The sequence below is a fragment of the Sphingomonas sp. OTU376 genome, from assembly GCF_038440415.1.
Classification (GTDB): Bacteria; Pseudomonadota; Alphaproteobacteria; order Sphingomonadales; family Sphingomonadaceae; genus Sphingomonas; species Sphingomonas kyeonggiensis_A.
In genome coordinates this window covers 1-16101 of sequence record NZ_JASATQ010000042.1, presented here as the reverse complement: position 1 = coordinate 16101, position 16101 = coordinate 1, and the positions used below count along the sequence as shown (strand labels likewise).

21 protein-coding genes are annotated in these 16101 nt (G+C 67.7%); 4 read left to right on the top strand and 17 right to left on the bottom strand.

The genetic code is table 11. The annotated features are described in order from the left end of the window. The 9 genes from pal to AAHM44_RS16470 all read right to left on the bottom strand — a co-directional run bounded on the left by pal (position 1) and on the right by AAHM44_RS16470 (position 6441). Positions 1-513, bottom strand: a complete 513-nt coding sequence (gene pal, locus AAHM44_RS16510; protein WP_184164375.1) for a peptidoglycan-associated lipoprotein Pal — start codon at positions 511-513, stop codon at positions 1-3. Positions 514-581: 68 nt separating this feature from the next. Further along, a complete protein-coding gene (tolB, locus tag AAHM44_RS16505; RefSeq protein ID WP_342250670.1) occupies positions 582-1949 on the bottom strand; it encodes a Tol-Pal system beta propeller repeat protein TolB in 1368 nt (455 codons plus the stop codon). Positions 1950-1951: 2 nt separating this feature from the next. Continuing rightward, entirely contained in the window at positions 1952-2746 is a 795-nt protein-coding gene (locus AAHM44_RS16500; protein ID WP_342250669.1) for a TonB C-terminal domain-containing protein, read from the bottom strand. Next, the gene (gene tolR, locus AAHM44_RS16495; protein ID WP_269572994.1) at positions 2743-3186 is read right to left on the bottom strand and encodes a protein TolR; all 444 of its coding nucleotides are present in this window, start codon (positions 3184-3186) and stop codon (positions 2743-2745) included. Before tolR ends, AAHM44_RS16500 begins: the two co-directional genes overlap by 4 nt. Before the next feature lie 4 nt (positions 3187-3190). Further along, on the bottom strand, positions 3191-3880 hold the full coding sequence (gene tolQ / locus AAHM44_RS16490) for a protein TolQ (protein ID WP_269572995.1): 690 nt from the start codon (positions 3878-3880) through the stop codon (positions 3191-3193). A 7-nt stretch (positions 3881-3887) separates the two neighbouring features. Then, positions 3888-4334: a YbgC/FadM family acyl-CoA thioesterase gene (locus AAHM44_RS16485; protein WP_269572996.1), complete on the bottom strand. Its 447-nt coding sequence runs from the start codon at positions 4332-4334 to the stop codon at positions 3888-3890. Between the two features lie 44 nt (positions 4335-4378). Next, positions 4379-5401 carry a Holliday junction branch migration DNA helicase RuvB gene (gene ruvB, locus AAHM44_RS16480; protein WP_269572997.1) on the bottom strand — a complete coding sequence of 341 codons (1023 nt, stop codon included), beginning with the start codon at positions 5399-5401 and terminating at the stop codon, positions 4379-4381. Continuing rightward, the gene (locus tag AAHM44_RS16475) at positions 5398-5871 is read right to left on the bottom strand and encodes a hypothetical protein (protein ID WP_342250668.1); all 474 of its coding nucleotides are present in this window, start codon (positions 5869-5871) and stop codon (positions 5398-5400) included. The genes ruvB and AAHM44_RS16475 overlap by 4 nt, the downstream gene beginning before the upstream one ends. A gap of 15 nt (positions 5872-5886) precedes the next feature. Further along, positions 5887-6441: a DUF4337 domain-containing protein gene (locus AAHM44_RS16470; protein ID WP_342250667.1), complete on the bottom strand. Its 555-nt coding sequence runs from the start codon at positions 6439-6441 to the stop codon at positions 5887-5889. A 45-nt stretch (positions 6442-6486) separates the two neighbouring features. Here AAHM44_RS16470 and AAHM44_RS16465 point away from each other — a divergent pair, with 45 nt between their 5' ends. Further along, positions 6487-7383: a 2-hydroxyacid dehydrogenase gene (locus AAHM44_RS16465; RefSeq protein WP_342250666.1), complete on the top strand. Its 897-nt coding sequence runs from the start codon at positions 6487-6489 to the stop codon at positions 7381-7383. A gap of 4 nt (positions 7384-7387) precedes the next feature. Here the strand turns inward: AAHM44_RS16465 and AAHM44_RS16460 are convergent, their stop codons facing one another. Together AAHM44_RS16460 and ruvA are read right to left on the bottom strand one after the other, a co-directional pair. After that, a complete protein-coding gene (locus AAHM44_RS16460) occupies positions 7388-7786 on the bottom strand; it encodes a GFA family protein (protein WP_269573001.1) in 399 nt (132 codons plus the stop codon). After that, positions 7783-8379: a Holliday junction branch migration protein RuvA gene (ruvA, locus tag AAHM44_RS16455; RefSeq protein ID WP_269573002.1), complete on the bottom strand. Its 597-nt coding sequence runs from the start codon at positions 8377-8379 to the stop codon at positions 7783-7785. The genes AAHM44_RS16460 and ruvA overlap by 4 nt, the downstream gene beginning before the upstream one ends. A 255-nt stretch (positions 8380-8634) precedes the next feature. Here ruvA and AAHM44_RS16450 point away from each other — a divergent pair, with 255 nt between their 5' ends. After that, complete coding sequence (locus tag AAHM44_RS16450; protein ID WP_342250665.1) at positions 8635-9051, top strand: hypothetical protein; 417 nt, start codon at positions 8635-8637, stop codon at positions 9049-9051. Between the two features lie 114 nt (positions 9052-9165). On the opposite strand, the gene ruvC is transcribed toward AAHM44_RS16450, so the two are convergent. The 5 genes from ruvC to AAHM44_RS16425 form a co-directional block, all read right to left on the bottom strand. After that, positions 9166-9654, bottom strand: coding sequence for a crossover junction endodeoxyribonuclease RuvC (gene ruvC / locus AAHM44_RS16445; RefSeq protein WP_269573004.1), 489 nt, complete (start codon positions 9652-9654; stop codon positions 9166-9168). Next, on the bottom strand, positions 9651-10169 hold the full coding sequence (locus AAHM44_RS16440; protein WP_342250664.1) for an endonuclease domain-containing protein: 519 nt from the start codon (positions 10167-10169) through the stop codon (positions 9651-9653). The genes ruvC and AAHM44_RS16440 overlap by 4 nt, the downstream gene beginning before the upstream one ends. A gap of 64 nt (positions 10170-10233) precedes the next feature. Beyond that, the gene (locus AAHM44_RS16435; protein WP_269573005.1) at positions 10234-10977 is read right to left on the bottom strand and encodes a YebC/PmpR family DNA-binding transcriptional regulator; all 744 of its coding nucleotides are present in this window, start codon (positions 10975-10977) and stop codon (positions 10234-10236) included. 188 nt (positions 10978-11165) lie between these two features. Then, positions 11166-11402 (bottom strand): DUF2312 domain-containing protein, encoded by a 237-nt coding sequence (locus tag AAHM44_RS16430; protein WP_183999475.1) that lies wholly within the window; start codon positions 11400-11402, stop codon positions 11166-11168. A 64-nt stretch (positions 11403-11466) separates the two neighbouring features. Further along, positions 11467-13155: a serine hydrolase domain-containing protein gene (locus AAHM44_RS16425; protein ID WP_342250663.1), complete on the bottom strand. Its 1689-nt coding sequence runs from the start codon at positions 13153-13155 to the stop codon at positions 11467-11469. 114 nt (positions 13156-13269) lie between these two features. On the opposite strand from AAHM44_RS16425, the gene AAHM44_RS16420 reads away from it, so the two are divergent. Next, positions 13270-14127, top strand: coding sequence for an SGNH/GDSL hydrolase family protein (locus AAHM44_RS16420; RefSeq protein ID WP_342250662.1), 858 nt, complete (start codon positions 13270-13272; stop codon positions 14125-14127). Here AAHM44_RS16420 and AAHM44_RS16415 read toward each other — a convergent pair. After that, positions 14090-14464 carry a DUF1244 domain-containing protein gene (locus AAHM44_RS16415; protein WP_342250661.1) on the bottom strand — a complete coding sequence of 125 codons (375 nt, stop codon included), beginning with the start codon at positions 14462-14464 and terminating at the stop codon, positions 14090-14092. The genes AAHM44_RS16420 and AAHM44_RS16415 overlap by 38 nt on opposite strands. Positions 14465-14538: 74 nt before the next feature. Here AAHM44_RS16415 and pyk point away from each other — a divergent pair, with 74 nt between their 5' ends. Further along, complete coding sequence (pyk, locus tag AAHM44_RS16410; RefSeq protein ID WP_269573009.1) at positions 14539-16017, top strand: pyruvate kinase; 1479 nt, start codon at positions 14539-14541, stop codon at positions 16015-16017. Positions 16018-16101: the final 84 nt, after the last annotated feature.

Genomic DNA, 16101 nt, shown 5'->3' with positions numbered 1-16101 from the left:
TCAGCTGATGACGATGGTCACAGCGCGGCGGTTCTGTGCCCAGCTGGCGTCGTCCGAGCCGAGCGCGATCGGGCGCTCCTTGCCATAGCTGATCGTGGTGATCCGCGCGGGCGAGATGCCGCGCGAAGCGAGGTAGTTCTTCGCGGCATTGGCGCGGCGATCGCCCAGGCCGAGATTGTACTCGCGGGTGCCGCGCTCGTCGCAATGCCCCTCGATCGTGATGCGCGTGTTCGGGTGGCTGGTCAGCCACTGCGCCTGGCTGTCCAGGATCGCGCGCGCTTCCGGATCGATGTCATACTGGTCGAACGAGAAGTGGATCGTGTCGCTCGCCACTTCGCGGCGGAACTGCTCGTTGATCGGCGCCGCAACCGTGTCGCTGTCGCCCTCGCCGGCATTGACCGGACCGGTATCCGACGGCGCGGGCGGAATGTCGGCGACATTGCGCTTCTTGGTGCAACCCGCAGTGGCGATCAGCGCGATGCCGAGCACCAGGCCAGTCGTGATCTTGGACATGGTCTTTCCTCCTTCTCTGGTCGCATCTCGTCCGCTTGCCCGGACGCTAGCACAGATGCGGTAACGTTTCAGGGGCGAATCGGTCCCCAGCTGGGATCCGATCCGTCGAGCGGCGTGGGAATGCGCCGCGCATTGGTGCCGGTGAGGTCCACCGACCAAAGGTCCGGCCGGCCCGAACCCTGGGCCGAACGGAAGAACATCAGCACGCGGCCGTTGGGCGACCAGCTCGGTGCCTCGTCGCCCCAGCTGTTGGTCAGCAGCTTCTCGCCGCCGCCCGAAGGGTTCATCACGCCGATCCGGAAGGCGCCGCCGCCGGTGCGGGTGAAGGCGATCAGGTCGCCGCGCGGGCTCCACACCGGCGTGGCGTAGCGGCCACCGCCGAAGCTGATCCGGTGCTGGTTCGAGCCATCGGCGTTCATCACATAGAGCTGCTGGGTGCCGCCGCGATCGCTCTCGAACACGATCTTCGAGCCGTCGGGCGAATAGCTGCCGCCGGTATCGATGCCCGGCGAATTGGTGAGCCGCTGCGATTCGCCGCCCGCCGCCGCGATGCGATAGATGTCGGTATTGCCGGCCTGCGACATCGAGAACAGCACCCAGCGGCCGTCCGGCGAGAAGCGCGGCGCGAAGCTGAGGCTGACATTGGAGACAAGCAGCCGGTTCGAGCGCGCCGCCATGTCATAGACATAGATGGACGGCTTGCGCTGGGTGTAGCTCATGTACACGATCGCGTTCTGCTTCGGCGACATGCGCGGCGTCAGCACGATCGACTGTCCGTTGGTCAGGAAGCGGTGGTTGGCACCGTCCTGGTCCATGATCGCCAGCTGCTTGCGACGCTTGTTCTTGGGGCCGGTCTCCGCGACGTACACCACCTGGCTGTCGAAATAGGGACCCTCGCCGGTCAGCTTCGAATAGACCGCGTCGGCGCACTTATGCGCCGCGCGGCGCCAGTCACCCGGCGAGACGACGAAGCCCTGGCGCACCAGCTCGCTCTGCAGCAGCACGTCGTAGAGGTAGCAGCCCACGGTCAGCGAACCGTTGCCATTGGCGCGGACATAGCCCTGGATGATCGCCTGATTGCCGTTCCAGCTGCCATAGTTGGGCGCGGCGACTTCGCTGTACGCGATGCCGCGGCTGGCCGAGGGCCCGCGCGTCTTGAACAGGCCGGTGTTGCGCAGATCGTCCTCGACCACCTGGGCGAGCTTGGCGCCAAGCTGATCGGTAGGGCCCGCCGGCGTGTCGACCGACTGCGAGGTCGGCATCGCCGGGATCGCGATGACGAGATCCTTGGCCGCCGTGTTGCTCACATCGACGCTGAGCGGCGTGTCCTGGTCCGGGGTCGGGATCGGCGCGGGCGCCGGCACATCCTGCGCCTGCGCGACGGTGGCCACGGTGCTCGCCAGCAGGGCCGCGATCGTCAGATGGGCAAATTTCATCTTCACAGGTCCTCGTACAAAACCGGGGCTATGACTCGCCACGCGCTGTAGAATTGCGGCGGCAGCTTGAAAGGGGCCGCCAGCTTCACCGCTCGGATCGCGCGGTCCCGGGCGAGATCGGCCTGGGCGCGGTTGCTGTCGGTGATGCCGGTCTGCGCCGTGACGCGCGGCTCGCCCGCAAGCGAGCCGTCCTCGTTGAGGCGCACCGTCACCGTCGTGCGCAGCTTGTCCGAATCGGCGCCGCTGGGCGGAGCCCAATGGGGGCGGATCTGGCGGATGATCGCGGCGCTGAGCGCAGCCTTCTGCTCCGGCCCGACCGTGGCGGCCGGCGGCGTGACCGACGTGCTCTTTGCCGGCTTGTCGTTGATGCCGTTGAGCAGGCCGTCGAGCCGGCCGGGCGGCGCGACCGGGCGGTTGGACGGGCGCGACGGCGCCTGAGCCGGGGCTGCCTTGGGCGGCGTCTTCGGCGCGGGCTTTACCGCATCGGGCGCCGGTGCCGGCTTGGGCGGGGCAGGCTGCGGCTTGGCGATAGGCTGGGGATTGGGCGCGGGCTCGGGCGGCGCGCTGTCCGGCTCGATCGGCGCTTCCACCGGCGAGAGCTTGGCGGCCGGCTCCTCGCTGGTCGGCGTCGGCGACGTGCTTTCCAGCGCGACCTGATCGACCAGCGCGACTTCGATCGGCGTCGGCTTCAGCTTCATCGGATTGGGGGTGGCGAGGAAACCGACCGACAGCACGCCGAACAGGGCGAGATGCCCGATCAGCGCAACGGTGAGCCCTGCTCCCTCGGTCCGGTTCACGGCTTGGTGCTCGCGTCGGTGATCAGCGAGACGCGGTTGAGCCCGGCATGGTTGAGCTCACCCATCACCTTCATGACCTTGCCATAGCCTAGGCCCTGGTCGGCGCGCAGGAACACCGCCGCCGGCTTGCCGTCCGGCCCCGGCGCGCGGCCGGCGATCTCCTCGAGCTTGGCGGGCAGCGCCGTGTCGGCGGTCAGCTCGTTGTCGACGAACACCTGGCCCTTGTCGTCGATCGAGATCTGGACGGGCTTCTGGTCCTGGTCGACCGGCTTGGCGCGGCTCTCGGGCAGGTTCACCGGCACGCCGGCGGTGAGCAGCGGTGCCGTGACCATGAAGATGATCAGCAGCACCAGCATCACGTCGACCAGCGGCGTGACGTTGATGTCGGCCATCGGCGCGCGGCGGCCGCGCCCCTTGTTCGAAGGGAGATGCATCGACACCGGCTTAGGCCTCCATCTCCAGGCGACGGCTGAGCGTCGCGTGGAAGCCGTCGGCGAAGCGGTTGAGCCGCGCCTCGACGCGGTTCACGGCGTGCGAATAGCGGTTGTACGCGATCAGCGCGGGAATGGCGGCGAACAGGCCGATCGCGGTGGCGAACAGCGCCTCGGCGATGCCCGGCGCGACCACGGCGAGCGACGAGCTCTGCTCCTTGGCGATGCCGGTGAAGCTGCGCATGATGCCCCACACCGTGCCGAACAAGCCGATGAACGGCGCCGCCGAAGCGATGGTGGCGAGGAAGTTCAGCCGGTCGGCCAGCTTGTCGATCTCGTTCGCGATCGTCGCGCCCATCGCGGTGGCCAGGCGCTCACGGGTGCCCTCGCGGTCGATGGCCTTGCCCGAGGTCGAGCGGCGCCATTCGGTGACGCCGGCGGCGAAGACCCGAGCGATCGGTTGCTCGCGGCCGGCGGCGCGGCGGTGGAACTCGTCGATATCGTCGGCTTCGCGATATTCGCCCTCGAACTTGTCGATCGCCTTCTTCACCGAGCTGACCCGGAAGCCGAAGCTCAGAATGATCGTCCAGGTCCATAGCGAGGCGAGCAGCAGGCCGATCATCACGGCGCGCACCACCCAGTCCGCCTGCAGGAACAGGCCGATCGGCGACATGGTTGCGGCGTCGGTGCTGATAAATTCCATGATCGGTTCAGTTCCCCTTCCAGACCAGCGGCGCGAATCGATCCATCCATTCCGCCGGCTGCCGGCGGGGCCGCCCGGACGGGGAGACGAACACCGCCTCGACTTCCGCTTCGGCCAATATGGTAACGTCGCGCATGACTCGTTGATGAATATCCACTGCGGCGGGGCCCAGCTGGACCAGCCGGCTGACCACCACCAGTTCGTCACCCAGGCGCGCCGGCGCCCGGAATCGAATGTTCGCCTCGCGCAGCGCATAGGCGCCGGTGCCGGCCTCATGGACGGCGCGCTGGTCGACGCCGGCCAGGGCCAGCATATCCGAGCGGGCCCGCTCCATGAACCTGAGATAGTTGGCGTGATAGACCACGCCGCTGAGATCGGTGTCCTCGAAATAGACACGCAGGACGAAATGATGCTCGAGGCCCTCGAACCGGCCAGGGGCGAAACGGACGTCCATGCCCGGCCCCTAACGCAGCGCTTACCGTGGGGGAACCCCTTGCCTCAGTCGAACAGCCCTTCCTGCGCGGTGGACGGAGGATTGAGCCCGAGATGCTTCCATCCCGCCGCATTCAGGCAGCGTCCGCGCGCCGTCCGCGCGATCATCCCGATCTGGATCAGATAGGGCTCGATCACTTCCTCGATCGTGTCGCGCGGCTCGCTGAGCCCCGCCGCCAGCGTCTCCACGCCGACCGGACCGCCCTTGTAGATGTCGGCGATCATCATCAGGTAGCGCCGGTCCATCGCATCGAGGCCGAGCGCGTCCACCTCGAGCCGGGTGAGCGACTGATCGGCCACCCGGGCATGCACCACATCCTCGCCCAGCACATTGGCGAAGTCGCGCACCCGGCGCAGCAGCCGGCCGGCGATGCGCGGCGTGCCCCGCGAACGCCGCGCGATCTCGTGCGCGCCATCGGGGGCGACATGGAGATCGAGCAACGTGGCGGCGCGGGTGACCACCTTCTCCAGCTCATCGACGCCATAGAAATTGAGGCGCACCGGGATGCCGAAGCGATCCCGGAGCGGTTGGGTGAGCAGTCCCTGGCGGGTGGTGGCGCCGACCAGGGTAAAGCGCGGCAGGTCGATCCGCACGCTGCGTGCCGACGGCCCCTCGCCGATCATCAGGTCGAGCGCGCGGTCCTCCATCGCCGGATAGAGGACTTCCTCGACCGCGGGATTCAGCCGGTGGATCTCGTCGATGAACAGGACGTCGCCATCCTCGAGATTGGTCAACAGCGCGGCGAGGTCCCCGGACTTGGCGATGACGGGACCCGAAGTGGAGCGGAAGCCGACCCCCATCTCGCGGGCGATGATCTGGGCGAGCGTGGTCTTGCCCAGCCCCGGGGGGCCGAAGAACAGGACATGGTCCAGCGCATCGCCCCGCGACTTGGCCGCATCGATGAACACCCGGAGATTCTCGCGCGCCGCCCGCTGGCCGACGAACTCGTCGAGGCTCTTCGGGCGCAGCGCGGCGTCCACGTCATCGGCGCGTCGGCCGGAGGAAAGGAGGCGATCGGTGTCGGTCACTTTTTACCTTGTTCGTCTAGACCGGCGGCACTCAGCCGCGACTTTGCTGCGTCGAGTATCGCTGCTTCAAATCGATCCGGGTGGCGAAGCGCCAATGCCTCAAATGTCAGCTCACCCATGTCGCGCTCTACCAGCAAATCGAAACCTTCAGACTGCTTTCCGAGCACGAGATCCTCAACGGTTTGCTGTTCAAGGTCCCGGGAAATTTTCTGCCGTGTCCTGGAGAGGCGAATGGTCTTGCCCCGCTCCTCGCTAAGCGTTCCTTCCAGTGCAAAAATGCTCTGCCAAACATCATATTCCAGCGTGCCCGGCTCCTCCGAAGGCAACACAGAATACAGGCGCAATTTTGCTGCACGGGCAACGACTTCATTGCCCTGGCGTCGGGCATTGGCCGCGATCTTCCTGAGACCGTCGGGGTCGTCCGTGCCCTCGATCAACGCCAGAGCACGCAAGGTTATCGCATCATTCATGGATTCCCCTCCTACTCACCCCAGCACCCCGCTCAGCAGCGCCGGGTGGAAACCCCAGCCGAGGAACCCGCATAGCCCCATGAACAGGCCGAAGACGCCGAAGGCCCAGCCGGCCCAGAGCAGCCACCCGCTCTCGACCAGCGCCGCCACCGCCGCGATCGAGATGGCGGTGGAGACCGCCGCGTCGCTGGCGTCGAACTGGTCGTCATGGACATTGAGCGCGTCATATTGGTCGCCCTGCGCCTTCGCATCGGCGGCCAGGCGAGGCGCCTCGGCCTTGTACTTGGCGATATCGGCGTCGAGTCCGGCGAGGACCGGGGCGGCGCGCTTCGGGTCGGCGAGCGCGGCGATCTGGACGCGGCTCGCCTCGGCGACATGCTGCTTGGTCTTGGTCGCCTGATATTCATTCCACTTGTCGACCGAGGCCGACTGGGCCTGTTGCATCGCCTGGACGATATTGCCGTCCTTGATCCCGCACAGGCCCATGAACACCGACAGCACGACCACGGTGATCGCCACCTTGCGGTTGAGCGACTTGTCCTTGGCCTCGGCGCTGACTTCGATTTCCATCGCGCTGCCCTATCCTGCCTGCACCCTAGGAGCTAGGGCCGGTGCATGCCCCGCCCCGACCTGTTGCTGATCTCGAACGTGCCCGCCCCGCTCCGCGCGGCGCTGGCCGAACGCTTCACCTTGCACGAAGGCGAGGCCGTGCCCGGCATCCGCGCCGTGGTGGGCGGCGGCATGGCGAAGCTCGACGCGGCGCTGCTCGACCAGCTGCCCGATCTGGAGATCGTCGCGATCCATGGCATCGGCCATGACGGCATCGACACAGCGGCGCTGCGGGCTCGCAACATTCCGCTGACGCTGACCCCGGACGTGCTGACCGAGGATGTCGCCGATCTTGCCATCGCGCTGATGCTCGCGGTGCACCGGCGGATTGCCGCGAACGACGCGCTGGTGCGCAACGGCGGCTGGAGCGCGCCGCTGGGGCGCCGGGCGAGCGGTCGGCGCATCGGCATTTTCGGGCTGGGCCGGATCGGCCACGCCATTGCCCTTCGCGCCGCGCCCTTCGCCGGCGAGCTGCTCTACACTGCCCGCAGCGCAAAGCCGGTGCCGTGGCGTTTCGTGCCCGACATCGGTGCGCTCGCCGAAGCCAGCGACGTGCTGATTATCGCGGCGCCGGGCGGGAGCGACACGCAGAACATCGTCGATGCCGAGATACTCGACCGGCTGGGGCCGGACGGCGTGCTGGTCAATATCGCCCGGGGCAGCCTGGTTGACGAGGCGGCGCTGGTGGCCGCCCTTGCCGAGGGCCGCATCGCCGGCGCCGGACTCGACGTGTTCGCGCATGAGCCGCAGGTGCCCGACGCCCTCAAGGCGATGGACCGGGTCGTCCTCGCCCCGCACCAGGGCAGCGCCACCGAGGAAAGCCGCACCGAGATGCGAAAGCTGGTGCTCGCCAATCTCGACGCGCATTTCGCGGGCCAGCGGCTGGTGACGCCTCTGCTCTGACCTTTCAGTCATAATGCTCGACCACGCCGGTGATGCTGAGCCAGGCACATTGCCGGTCCTCGAACACCGAGATGCTCGGCGCCGGGAAAGCGGGGTCGGCGAAATGGCCGATGGGAATGGCGATGGTGTCGGCGATGCCGCCGCCGCTGTACCAGACATTGCCGCCGCAGACCGGGCAGAAATGGAAGCTGGCCGGCGCACCGCCACTCTCCGAAGGGGCGAGCCATTCGGTCGACTGGCCCGTGATCGTCACCTGATCCGTGGGGAAGCGCGCCTGCACGGCGAAGGCCGATCCGCTGCGCCGCTTGCAGTTGAGACAATGGCAGACCGAGACGCGCACCGGCTCGCCCGTGCATTCGGCGCGGAGCTGGCCGCAGCGGCAGGCGGCGGTGCGGGTGGTCACTTGGCGGCCTTGCGCAGGGCGAGGCGGACCAAGGCGTCGAGCGTGGCGCCCGCGCCCAGCTCATCGGCGGCGGCATTGACCGCGGCGCTCGCCTCGGCCGGCTTGAAGCCGAGGTTGAGCATCGCCGAGACGGCGTCCTGCGCCGCGCCGCTCGCCGGAGCCGCACCGCCGGCGCTGGCACCGAGCGCGACGCCACCGGCCTTGTCCTTGAGTTCGTTGACGATGCGCTGGGCGAGCTTGGGCCCGACGCCATTGGCGCGGGCGATCATCGCCGCATCGGCACGGGCGACGGCGGTCTGCACTTCCTCAGGGGACAGGATCGAAAGGATCGCCAGCGCGACCTTGGCGCCGACGCCCTGCACGCTGGTCAGATGGCGGAACCAGTCCCGCTCGGCGGCAGTGGCGAAGCCCATCAGCCGGATCGAGTCCTCGCTGACCAGCATCTCGGTATGCAGCGTCGCGAACTCGCCGACCGCACCGAGCGCCGCCAGGGTGCGCGCCGAAGCGCCGGCGAGATAGCCGACGCCGTTGACGTCGATCACGACGCTGTCGATCCCGGTCGCTTCGATGCGGCCCTTGAGATGCGCGATCATGCCGCCTCCCCCTCCTGTCCAGCCGGGCAGCCGGGCAAAAATGTTGAATCTCTTGAGTCCCCACGCATGCGCGCATGAAGCGGGATCGATGGACAAGGGAGAGCCTGGCGCATGGCCGGTACATAAGCGGAACAACGGGGTGTAGGAAAGCGAAATCACCCCGGCTGCTCTGGCGGAATGCCGCGCGCCTCCCCAATTCACGGACAGGGAATTGGGGGATTTTCGATGTTCGTCGCGTTGCTTGGGCTTTGGTGCATGCTGGCGCTGGCGGAAGGCACGCCGATCGGGCGGATATTGCGCCGGGTGCTGGTCGAATGGCCGGCGGCGCGGCTGGCGCGGATCGAGCGCGGCGCAGTCATCACCTGGGCGCTGCTCGGAGTGATCGGGCTGCTGTGCTTCTGGTTCCTCGAGGAGGATGGCCTTCGCCTGTTCACCATGGCGATGCCGGAGATCGCCGGCTGGGTCTCGATGTTCGAGATCAGCGCGCTGGTCGACGCGCTTGTGGTGACGGCGGCGGCGGCATCGACGCTGCGACTGGGCGCGGTGCGCGGCTGGGTGGCGGCACGGTTGCCGATCGGGCGCCGGGCAACGCGGGCGCGGCGGGTTCGGCCGGTGAGGCGTGAGGCTTCCAATGATGACGAGGATGGAGCGGGGTTGGCGCTGGCTGCCTAGATTCATCTCCACCGTCATCCCGGCCTTGAGCCGGGCTCCCGCTTCTTTCTTCTATCGTCTGGGAGCGAGGCAGCGGGACCCCGGCTCAGGGCCGGGGTGACGAGATAGAAAAACTCAACGCAACCCCAGCCGCGCGCTGGCGAGATGGTGCGCGTGGCAGATCGCCACGGCGAGCGCGTCCGCCGCATCCGGCCCGTCGATCTTCACCCCGGGCAGCAGGCGCGAGACCATGGCATGGACCTGCTCCTTCTCGGCATTGCCGACGCCGACCACCGACTTCTTGACCGTGCTCGGCTTGTACTCGCCGACATCGATGCCGATCCGCGCGGCGGCGCACAGCACCACGCCGCGCGCCTGGCCGAGCTTGAGCGTCGACTGGGCATTGGAATTGACGAACACTTCCTCGACCGCCGCCGCTTCCGGCGCGTGATCGGCGATCAGCGCGGCGAGCATGGCATCGAGATGCGCGAGGCGGCGGGGCAGCGCCGCCTTGGTATCGGTCTTCAGCTTGCCGTTGGCGAGGTGCGACAGGCGATTGCCCTCGGCGCGGATCAGGCCCCAGCCGGTGGTGCCGAGGCCGGGATCGAGGCCGAGGATGATCATTTTGTCGAGCTTTCAGGAGTGAGGATAGGCCCCACCCCAACCCCTCCCCTGAAGGGGAGGGGCTTTGGTTGCGGCTTGGCTAGCCCCTCCCCCTCGGGGGAGGGGTTGGGGTGGGGCATGCCGGACCAGCGATCCGGTCGCTCGGCAAGGACGCTCGCGATCGAAGCTATGACCCCGTCCAGATTGTCCCAGACTTCGTGGTTGGTGAATCGCACCGTCGCAAATCCCTTGGTCGCAAGGCGTACGTCACGACGCGCATCGTACGGCGCGTCATGCGTGTCGCCGTCGATCTCCACGACCAGCGCTTTCGACGGACAGAAGAAGTCACAGATGTACGGAAAGATCACATGCTGGCGGCGGAATTTGTGGCCGAGCCGGGAGTTGGAGAGGTGCCGCCAGACCCGCACCTCCAGCTCCGTGGGGTTGCGGCGCATTTGATGGGCTCGATCGAGAAGTTCTTTCTCTGTCAGCACTGCCCCACCCCAACTCAGTTGCAGGCAAACGATGCCCCGCATCGTTTAGGTCATGCCCGGGGCATGACCGGCCTGCAACTCCTGAAGGGGAGGGGCTTTTACTGGATCAACCCAGCTTCTCCATCACGGCGTCGGAGACTTCGTAATTGCCCCAGACGGTCTGGACGTCGTCGTCATCGTCGAGCGCGTCGATCAGCTTGAACAGCTTGGTCGCGTCGTCTTCGTTGACATCGACCATGGTCTGCGGGCGCCAGGCGAGCTTCGCGCCCTCGGCCTCGCCGAGCACCGGCTCGAGCGCCTTGGCGACTTCGTGGAGATCGCCCTGCGCGGTCCAGATCTCGTGGCCGTCCTCGGAAGAGGTCACGTCCTCGGCACCCGCTTCGAGCGCCGCCTCGAATACCTTCTCGGCGTCGCCGGCGCTGGCGGGATAGTTGATCAGGCCCATCCGGTCGAAGCCGTGGCTCACCGAGCCGGCGGTGCCGAGATTGCCGCCATTCTTCGAAACCGCGGTGCGCACATTGGTGGCGGTGCGGTTGCGATTGTCGGTCAGCGCCTCGATGATCAGCGAGACGCCGCCCGGGCCGAAGCCCTCGTAGCGGATCTCTTCGTAATTCTCCGCATCGCCCTTGCTCGCCTTGTCGATCGAGCGCTGGATGTTGTCCTTGGGCATCGACTGCGCCTTGGCGGCGGCGATCGCGGCACGCAGGCGCGGGTTCATGTCCGGATCGGGCAAGCCCATCTTGGCGGCGACGGTGATTTCGCGGCTGAGCTTGGAGAACATGCTCGAGCGCTTCTTATCCTGCGCGCCCTTGCGGTGCATGATGTTCTTGAACTTGGAATGGCCTGCCATTGCGCTTCTCTATGAATCTGGTCGCGCGGCTTTAGGCCAGGCGCGGGGGGATGGGCAATGCCTGCCCCATTTCGGCATCCCGGCCCACTGGGTCATCCCGCGAAAGCCGGGACCTCAGGCGGCAATTGCCCGGCCCGTGGCACGAGATCCCGTCCCGGATCGGGTCCGGGGCGGGATGACGCGTTGTCCTAGATGCCCAGCGCCTGCTTGTAGGTCTCGAGCAGCATCTCCGCCTCGTCGCGGTGATGCTTCTCCATCTTCCGCAGGCGGACGATGTTGCGCATCGTCTTCACGTCGAAACCGGTCGACTTGGCTTCGGCATAGACATCCTTGATGTCGTCGGCGATGCCCTTCTTCTCTTCCTCGAGGCGCTCGATCCGCTCGATGAAAAGGCGCAGCTGCTCGGCGGAAATCGAATCGGACAAGGTGGAAGCTCCTGGAAGAATAGAGTCGGGAAAGGGGCGCGATTATCGGAGCCGGCCCCGCCGCTCAACCCCCAAGCGCGCCAAGCTGCGGCAACCCGGTCACGCGCAGGAAGCGCAGGTTGACGATGCGGCCATTGGTGCTGGTCAGCGCGACCACCCTGCCACGCGCATCGCGACGGAAGCGGACCGTGCCGGTCACCGAGTCGGTGTCGAAAATATCGTGCTCGCGATATTTCTCGGGCGGCTGGCTGATCCTGGCTTCCCACCCCGGCCCGATGATCCAGAGCGCATCCTTGCGCCGCGCGACCGTCACCAGCGTGGCGAGCTCGGGGCTGTAATAGGTTCCGAGATAGTCGGCCATGCCCGCCGGGGTGAGCGCCACCGCGCGCCGCTTCACATAGCGCGTCGCTACCTGGGCGCCGCCGGGGCCGTCGATCGTCAGCGTGCGCGCCGGCACTTCTCCGGAGAAGCGGATCGCCACCGGCGCGTCCTTCACGCTGAAGGCGCCCGCGCCGTGCGCGACCATCGGCGCGAAACCCTGCATCCACAGCTTTCCCTCGCGCGCCTCGATCAGGAAGCCGACGCCGAGCGGATCGCGGTAGTTGCCCGCGACGCGCCGCAGCTCGGCCGGGGCGAGCTTCACTTCCGGGCGCGGCGGATCGGTGAAGGGGCCGCCCAGATAGAGATCGGCGATGCGGCGCGCCAGGAAGACGGGGTCCTCGGTCTCGATATTGCAGACTAGCGAGACCGAAAGGCCCTGTGCGGGAACCACCAGGAAGTGGCCGACAAAACCCGGATCGATGCCGCTATGCCCGGCGATCGCCAGGCCTCGATGCGTGCCGATATAGAGGCCGCCGCCGTAACCGGTGACCGGATCGGCCTTCAGCATCGCGTCGATGATCGCCCTGCCGCCGACCTTCGGATCGTGGAAATTGCCCGCCCAGCGGGCGAGGTCGGCGGCGGTGGAGCGGATATCGGTGGAGCCATAGCTGGCATAGGGCAGGAAGCGGCGCTCGGGCAGCTTGTCCCCAGGCGCCCCCTCCTTCTCACCGGCCGCATAGGGCATTGCCTGGCCGGCGCGGATGCGGTGATAGTCGTCGACCACATAGCTGTGGTCCATCCCGAGCGGCCGGAACACCCGCTCGGCGAGGAAATCGGCGAAGGACCTGCCCGAGACACGCTCGACCACCAGCGCGAGCAGCGTGTAGTTCGAATTGGAATAGCCAAAGGCCGTGCCCGGCGCGAAATTGAGCTCGCGCTGGCCAAAGATCACGCGCAGCGCGTCCTGCTGGGTGACGCTGTCCTCGCCGCGCCGCCCCTGCAGCCAGAACAGGCTGAGCTGGTCGCGCAGCCCGCTGCTGTGGTGCAGGAGCTGGGCCAGCGTGATCGGCCGAGCGAAGCGGTGCAGCTCGGGCACATATTTGCCCACATCGTCCTGGAGCGAGAGCTTGCCCTCGCTCTGCAGCAGCAGCACCGCGAAAGCCGTGAACTGCTTGGAAAGCGAGGCGATGTGGAAGGCGGTGTCGGGCGTGTTGGCGATGCCCGCCTCGACATTGGCAGCGCCGTAGCCGCGCGCGTGGAGCGGCTTGCTACCCTGGATCACGGAAACCGCGCAGCCCGGCCGGTCCGGCCTGCTCCACGGCGCCATCAGCTTGTAGATCTCGGCGGACGGATCCGCCGCCTGCGCACGGACCGGCGCCGGGCCGCCGGCAAGCAGGAGCGACAGGGCGAGAAGGGAGGCGAGGCGGATCATGAAGAACGTTTACGTCTGTAGTCACAAGCTCGCAATCCGCGTGCTCCGCGCTGGTCGCATCCCCATCCATTTCGGTCGATTGCCCCCGGCGGCAGGGACGGCTATCCCGGGGCCATGCCGTTTTTCCGCCGAATCCCGCTTTTCGCCGCCCTGACGCTTGTCCTGCAGCCCGCCACCGCCCTGGCGCAGACCAAACCGGCCGTGCCGGTGCAGCTGCCGCCGACGATGCGCGTGCCGGCTCCGATCCGCCCCGCCCCGATCCCGGTCGAGAAGCAGCCCTTCGCCGCCGAGATCGCCGCGTTCGAGGCGCGCGACGCGGTCGCCAGGCCGGCGAAAGGCGGCGTGCTGTTCCTCGGCAGCTCGAGCATCCGGATGTGGACCGACCTGGCGAAGGATTTCCCGGGCCACAATGTCATCAACCGCGGCTTCGGCGGCTCCACGATCCCGGACAGCGTGCGCTATGTCGACCGCATCGTCACGCCCTATGCGCCGAAGACGGTGGTCTTCTACGCCGGCGACAACGACCTGGAGGCGGGCCACACCCCCGACGAGGTCTTCGCCGATTTCCAGGCGCTGGTGGCCAGGATCCGGGCGAAGCTGCCCGGCACGCGCATCCTGTTCCTGTCGATCAAGCCGAGTATCTCGCGCTGGCGGCTGATCGACGGCATCCGCGCGACCAACGCGCTGGTGCGCGAATACACCGCGACCGATCCGCTGCTCGGCTATGTCGACATCGTGCCGCAGATGCTGGGGCCGGACGGCAGGCCGCGCCCCGAACTGTTCCTCGGCGACGGGCTGCACATGACCCGTACCGGCTATGACATCTGGCGCGCGGCGGTGGGCAAGGCGATGAAGTGGAAGCTGGCGCCCCTGCCCCCGCGCGCGCTGCCCAAGCCCCCCGCGCACGGCGCGGGCAAGCCGCCGGCAAAGCCGGTCAGCGGCCCGGTTCGGTCATCGAAGGCGGGTCGCTAGCCGGGAAACTCTCATCGAGCGCTTCGTCCAGTTCCTCGTCGCGGACTTCGTTCTTCCTGAGGCTCTCTTCCATCCGGGCGATCTGCTCGGGCGTTGCCTCGCCCTGGTGCTGCGCCTTCCACTCCGAGAAGGGCATGTCGTAGATGATGCGGCGCGCCTCGTCCTTCGCGATCGACGGATCCGCCTCGGTGATCCAGTCGGCCAGGCAGTTGCGGCAGAAGCCGGCAAGGCCCATCAGGTCGATGTTCTGCGCATCGGTGCGATGGCGGAGGTGGCGGACAAGCGTGCGGAACGCCTTGGCGGCGGTAGCGTCATCCAGATGATCGAGTTCGTCCATTTTCCACCTCGGCGGTTGATCCTGTGCGATATGAGGTTAGAGGCACCGAGGCACAAGCCGAGGATATGACAACGATGACAAAGGCAATCAGCCCCCGCACCCGCAAGGTTCGCATCCTCGCGACGCTCGGCCCCGCCAGCGCGTCCCCGGAGATGATCGCCAAGCTGTTCGAAGCCGGCGCCGACGCGTTCCGCATCAACATGAGCCATGGCGACCAGGCATCGAAGGTGCCGTTGTTCGAGGCGATCCGCGGCCTGGAGAAGAAGTTCGGGCGACCGACCACGATCCTGGCCGACCTTCAGGGGCCGAAGCTGCGCGTCGGCAAGTTCGCCGACGGCAAGGTGCAGCTGGTCACCGGCCACGAATTCATCCTCGACCGCGACAAGACGCCGGGCGACGCCACCCGTGTGGAACTCCCGCACCGCGAGATCTTCGAGGCGGCGCACGAGAATGCCCGCCTGCTGCTCGATGACGGCAAGCTGGTGCTGCGCGTGATCTCGGTCGCGCCCGACCGGCTGACCACGATCGTCGAGGTCGGCGGCCCGCTGTCGAACAACAAGGGCCTGAACGTGCCCGACATGGTGCTGCCGCTCGCGGCACTCACCGAGAAGGACCGCAGCGACCTGGCCTTCGCGGTCGAGCAGGGCGCGGACTGGATCGCGCTCAGCTTCGTCCAGCGCCCCGAGGACCTGATGGAAGCCCGCCGCCTGATCGGCGGCAAGGCGGCTTTGCTCGCCAAGATCGAGAAGCCCTCGGCGATCGCCCGCCTCGACGAGATCGTCGAGCAGTGCGACGGCGTGATGGTCGCGCGCGGCGACCTGGGCGTCGAGCTGCCGCCGCAGACCGTGCCGCCGCTGCAGAAGCGCATCGTCGAGACCGCCCGCCGCATGGGCCGTCCGGTGATCGTCGCCACCCAGATGCTCGAATCGATGATCGAGAGCCCGTCGCCGACCCGCGCCGAAGTCTCGGACGTCGCCACCGCCGTGTACGACGGCGCCGACGCGATCATGCTCTCGGCCGAGAGCGCCGCGGGCAAGTGGCCGGTCGAATCGGTGGCGATGATGAACTCGATCGCCGATGCGGTGGAGCGCGACCCCGCGCATGGCGACCGCGTCCACTTCACCGTGCTGCGCCCCGATCCCACGACCGCGGATGCCCTTGCCGAAGCGGCGAAGAACATCGCCAAGACGGTTTCGGCATCGGGCATCGCCTGCTTCACCAGCTCGGGCTCGACCGCGCGCCGCATCGCCCGCGAGCGTCCGGCGGTGCCGATCCTGGTGCTGACCCCGCATATCGACACCGCGCGCCGGCTCGGCCTGCTGTGGGGCGTGCACGCGGTGCACACCCGCGACGTCGATTCGTTCGAGGAGATGGTCGCCAAGTCGAAGCGGATGGCGCTGCGCCATCACATCGCCGCATCGGGCGACCGCGTGGTGCTTTGCGCCGGCGTGCCGTTCAAGACGCCGGGCTCAACCAACGTGCTGCACGTGGTGACCCTGGTCGGCGACGAACTGAAGAACCACCCGGGCAAGGAAGGCCCGGACGCGATCTGATTCGCTGCTGCCGGTGCTGAATTAAGCTGGTTCCCCGGGGGGGGGGGGGGGGGGCGCGGGCCGCCCCCCGGGGGGGGGGGGGAG

What these genes read in the sequence shown, in the direction of transcription:
- pal (WP_184164375.1), bottom strand. Translation starts at nt 513, where the DNA reads ATGTCCAAGATCACGACTGGCCTGGTGCTCGGCATCGCGCTGATCGCC.
- tolB (WP_342250670.1), bottom strand. Translation starts at nt 1,949, where the DNA reads ATGAAATTTGCCCATCTGACGATCGCGGCCCTGCTGGCGAGCACCGTG.
- tolQ (WP_269572995.1), bottom strand. Translation starts at nt 3,880, where the DNA reads ATGGAATTTATCAGCACCGACGCCGCAACCATGTCGCCGATCGGCCTG.
- AAHM44_RS16485 (WP_269572996.1), bottom strand. Translation starts at nt 4,334, where the DNA reads ATGGACGTCCGTTTCGCCCCTGGCCGGTTCGAGGGCCTCGAGCATCAT.
- AAHM44_RS16475 (WP_342250668.1), bottom strand. Translation starts at nt 5,871, where the DNA reads ATGAATGATGCGATAACCTTGCGTGCTCTGGCGTTGATCGAGGGCACG.
- AAHM44_RS16470 (WP_342250667.1), bottom strand. Translation starts at nt 6,441, where the DNA reads ATGGAAATCGAAGTCAGCGCCGAGGCCAAGGACAAGTCGCTCAACCGC.
- AAHM44_RS16465 (WP_342250666.1), top strand. Translation starts at nt 6,487, where the DNA reads ATGCCCCGCCCCGACCTGTTGCTGATCTCGAACGTGCCCGCCCCGCTC.
- ruvA (WP_269573002.1), bottom strand. Translation starts at nt 8,379, where the DNA reads ATGATCGCGCATCTCAAGGGCCGCATCGAAGCGACCGGGATCGACAGC.
- AAHM44_RS16450 (WP_342250665.1), top strand. Translation starts at nt 8,635, where the DNA reads ATGCTGGCGCTGGCGGAAGGCACGCCGATCGGGCGGATATTGCGCCGG.
- ruvC (WP_269573004.1), bottom strand. Translation starts at nt 9,654, where the DNA reads ATGATCATCCTCGGCCTCGATCCCGGCCTCGGCACCACCGGCTGGGGC.
- AAHM44_RS16440 (WP_342250664.1), bottom strand. Translation starts at nt 10,169, where the DNA reads ATGCGGGGCATCGTTTGCCTGCAACTGAGTTGGGGTGGGGCAGTGCTG.
- AAHM44_RS16435 (WP_269573005.1), bottom strand. Translation starts at nt 10,977, where the DNA reads ATGGCAGGCCATTCCAAGTTCAAGAACATCATGCACCGCAAGGGCGCG.
- AAHM44_RS16425 (WP_342250663.1), bottom strand. Translation starts at nt 13,155, where the DNA reads ATGATCCGCCTCGCCTCCCTTCTCGCCCTGTCGCTCCTGCTTGCCGGC.
- AAHM44_RS16420 (WP_342250662.1), top strand. Translation starts at nt 13,270, where the DNA reads ATGCCGTTTTTCCGCCGAATCCCGCTTTTCGCCGCCCTGACGCTTGTC.
- AAHM44_RS16415 (WP_342250661.1), bottom strand. Translation starts at nt 14,464, where the DNA reads ATGGACGAACTCGATCATCTGGATGACGCTACCGCCGCCAAGGCGTTC.
- pyk (WP_269573009.1), top strand. Translation starts at nt 14,539, where the DNA reads ATGACAAAGGCAATCAGCCCCCGCACCCGCAAGGTTCGCATCCTCGCG.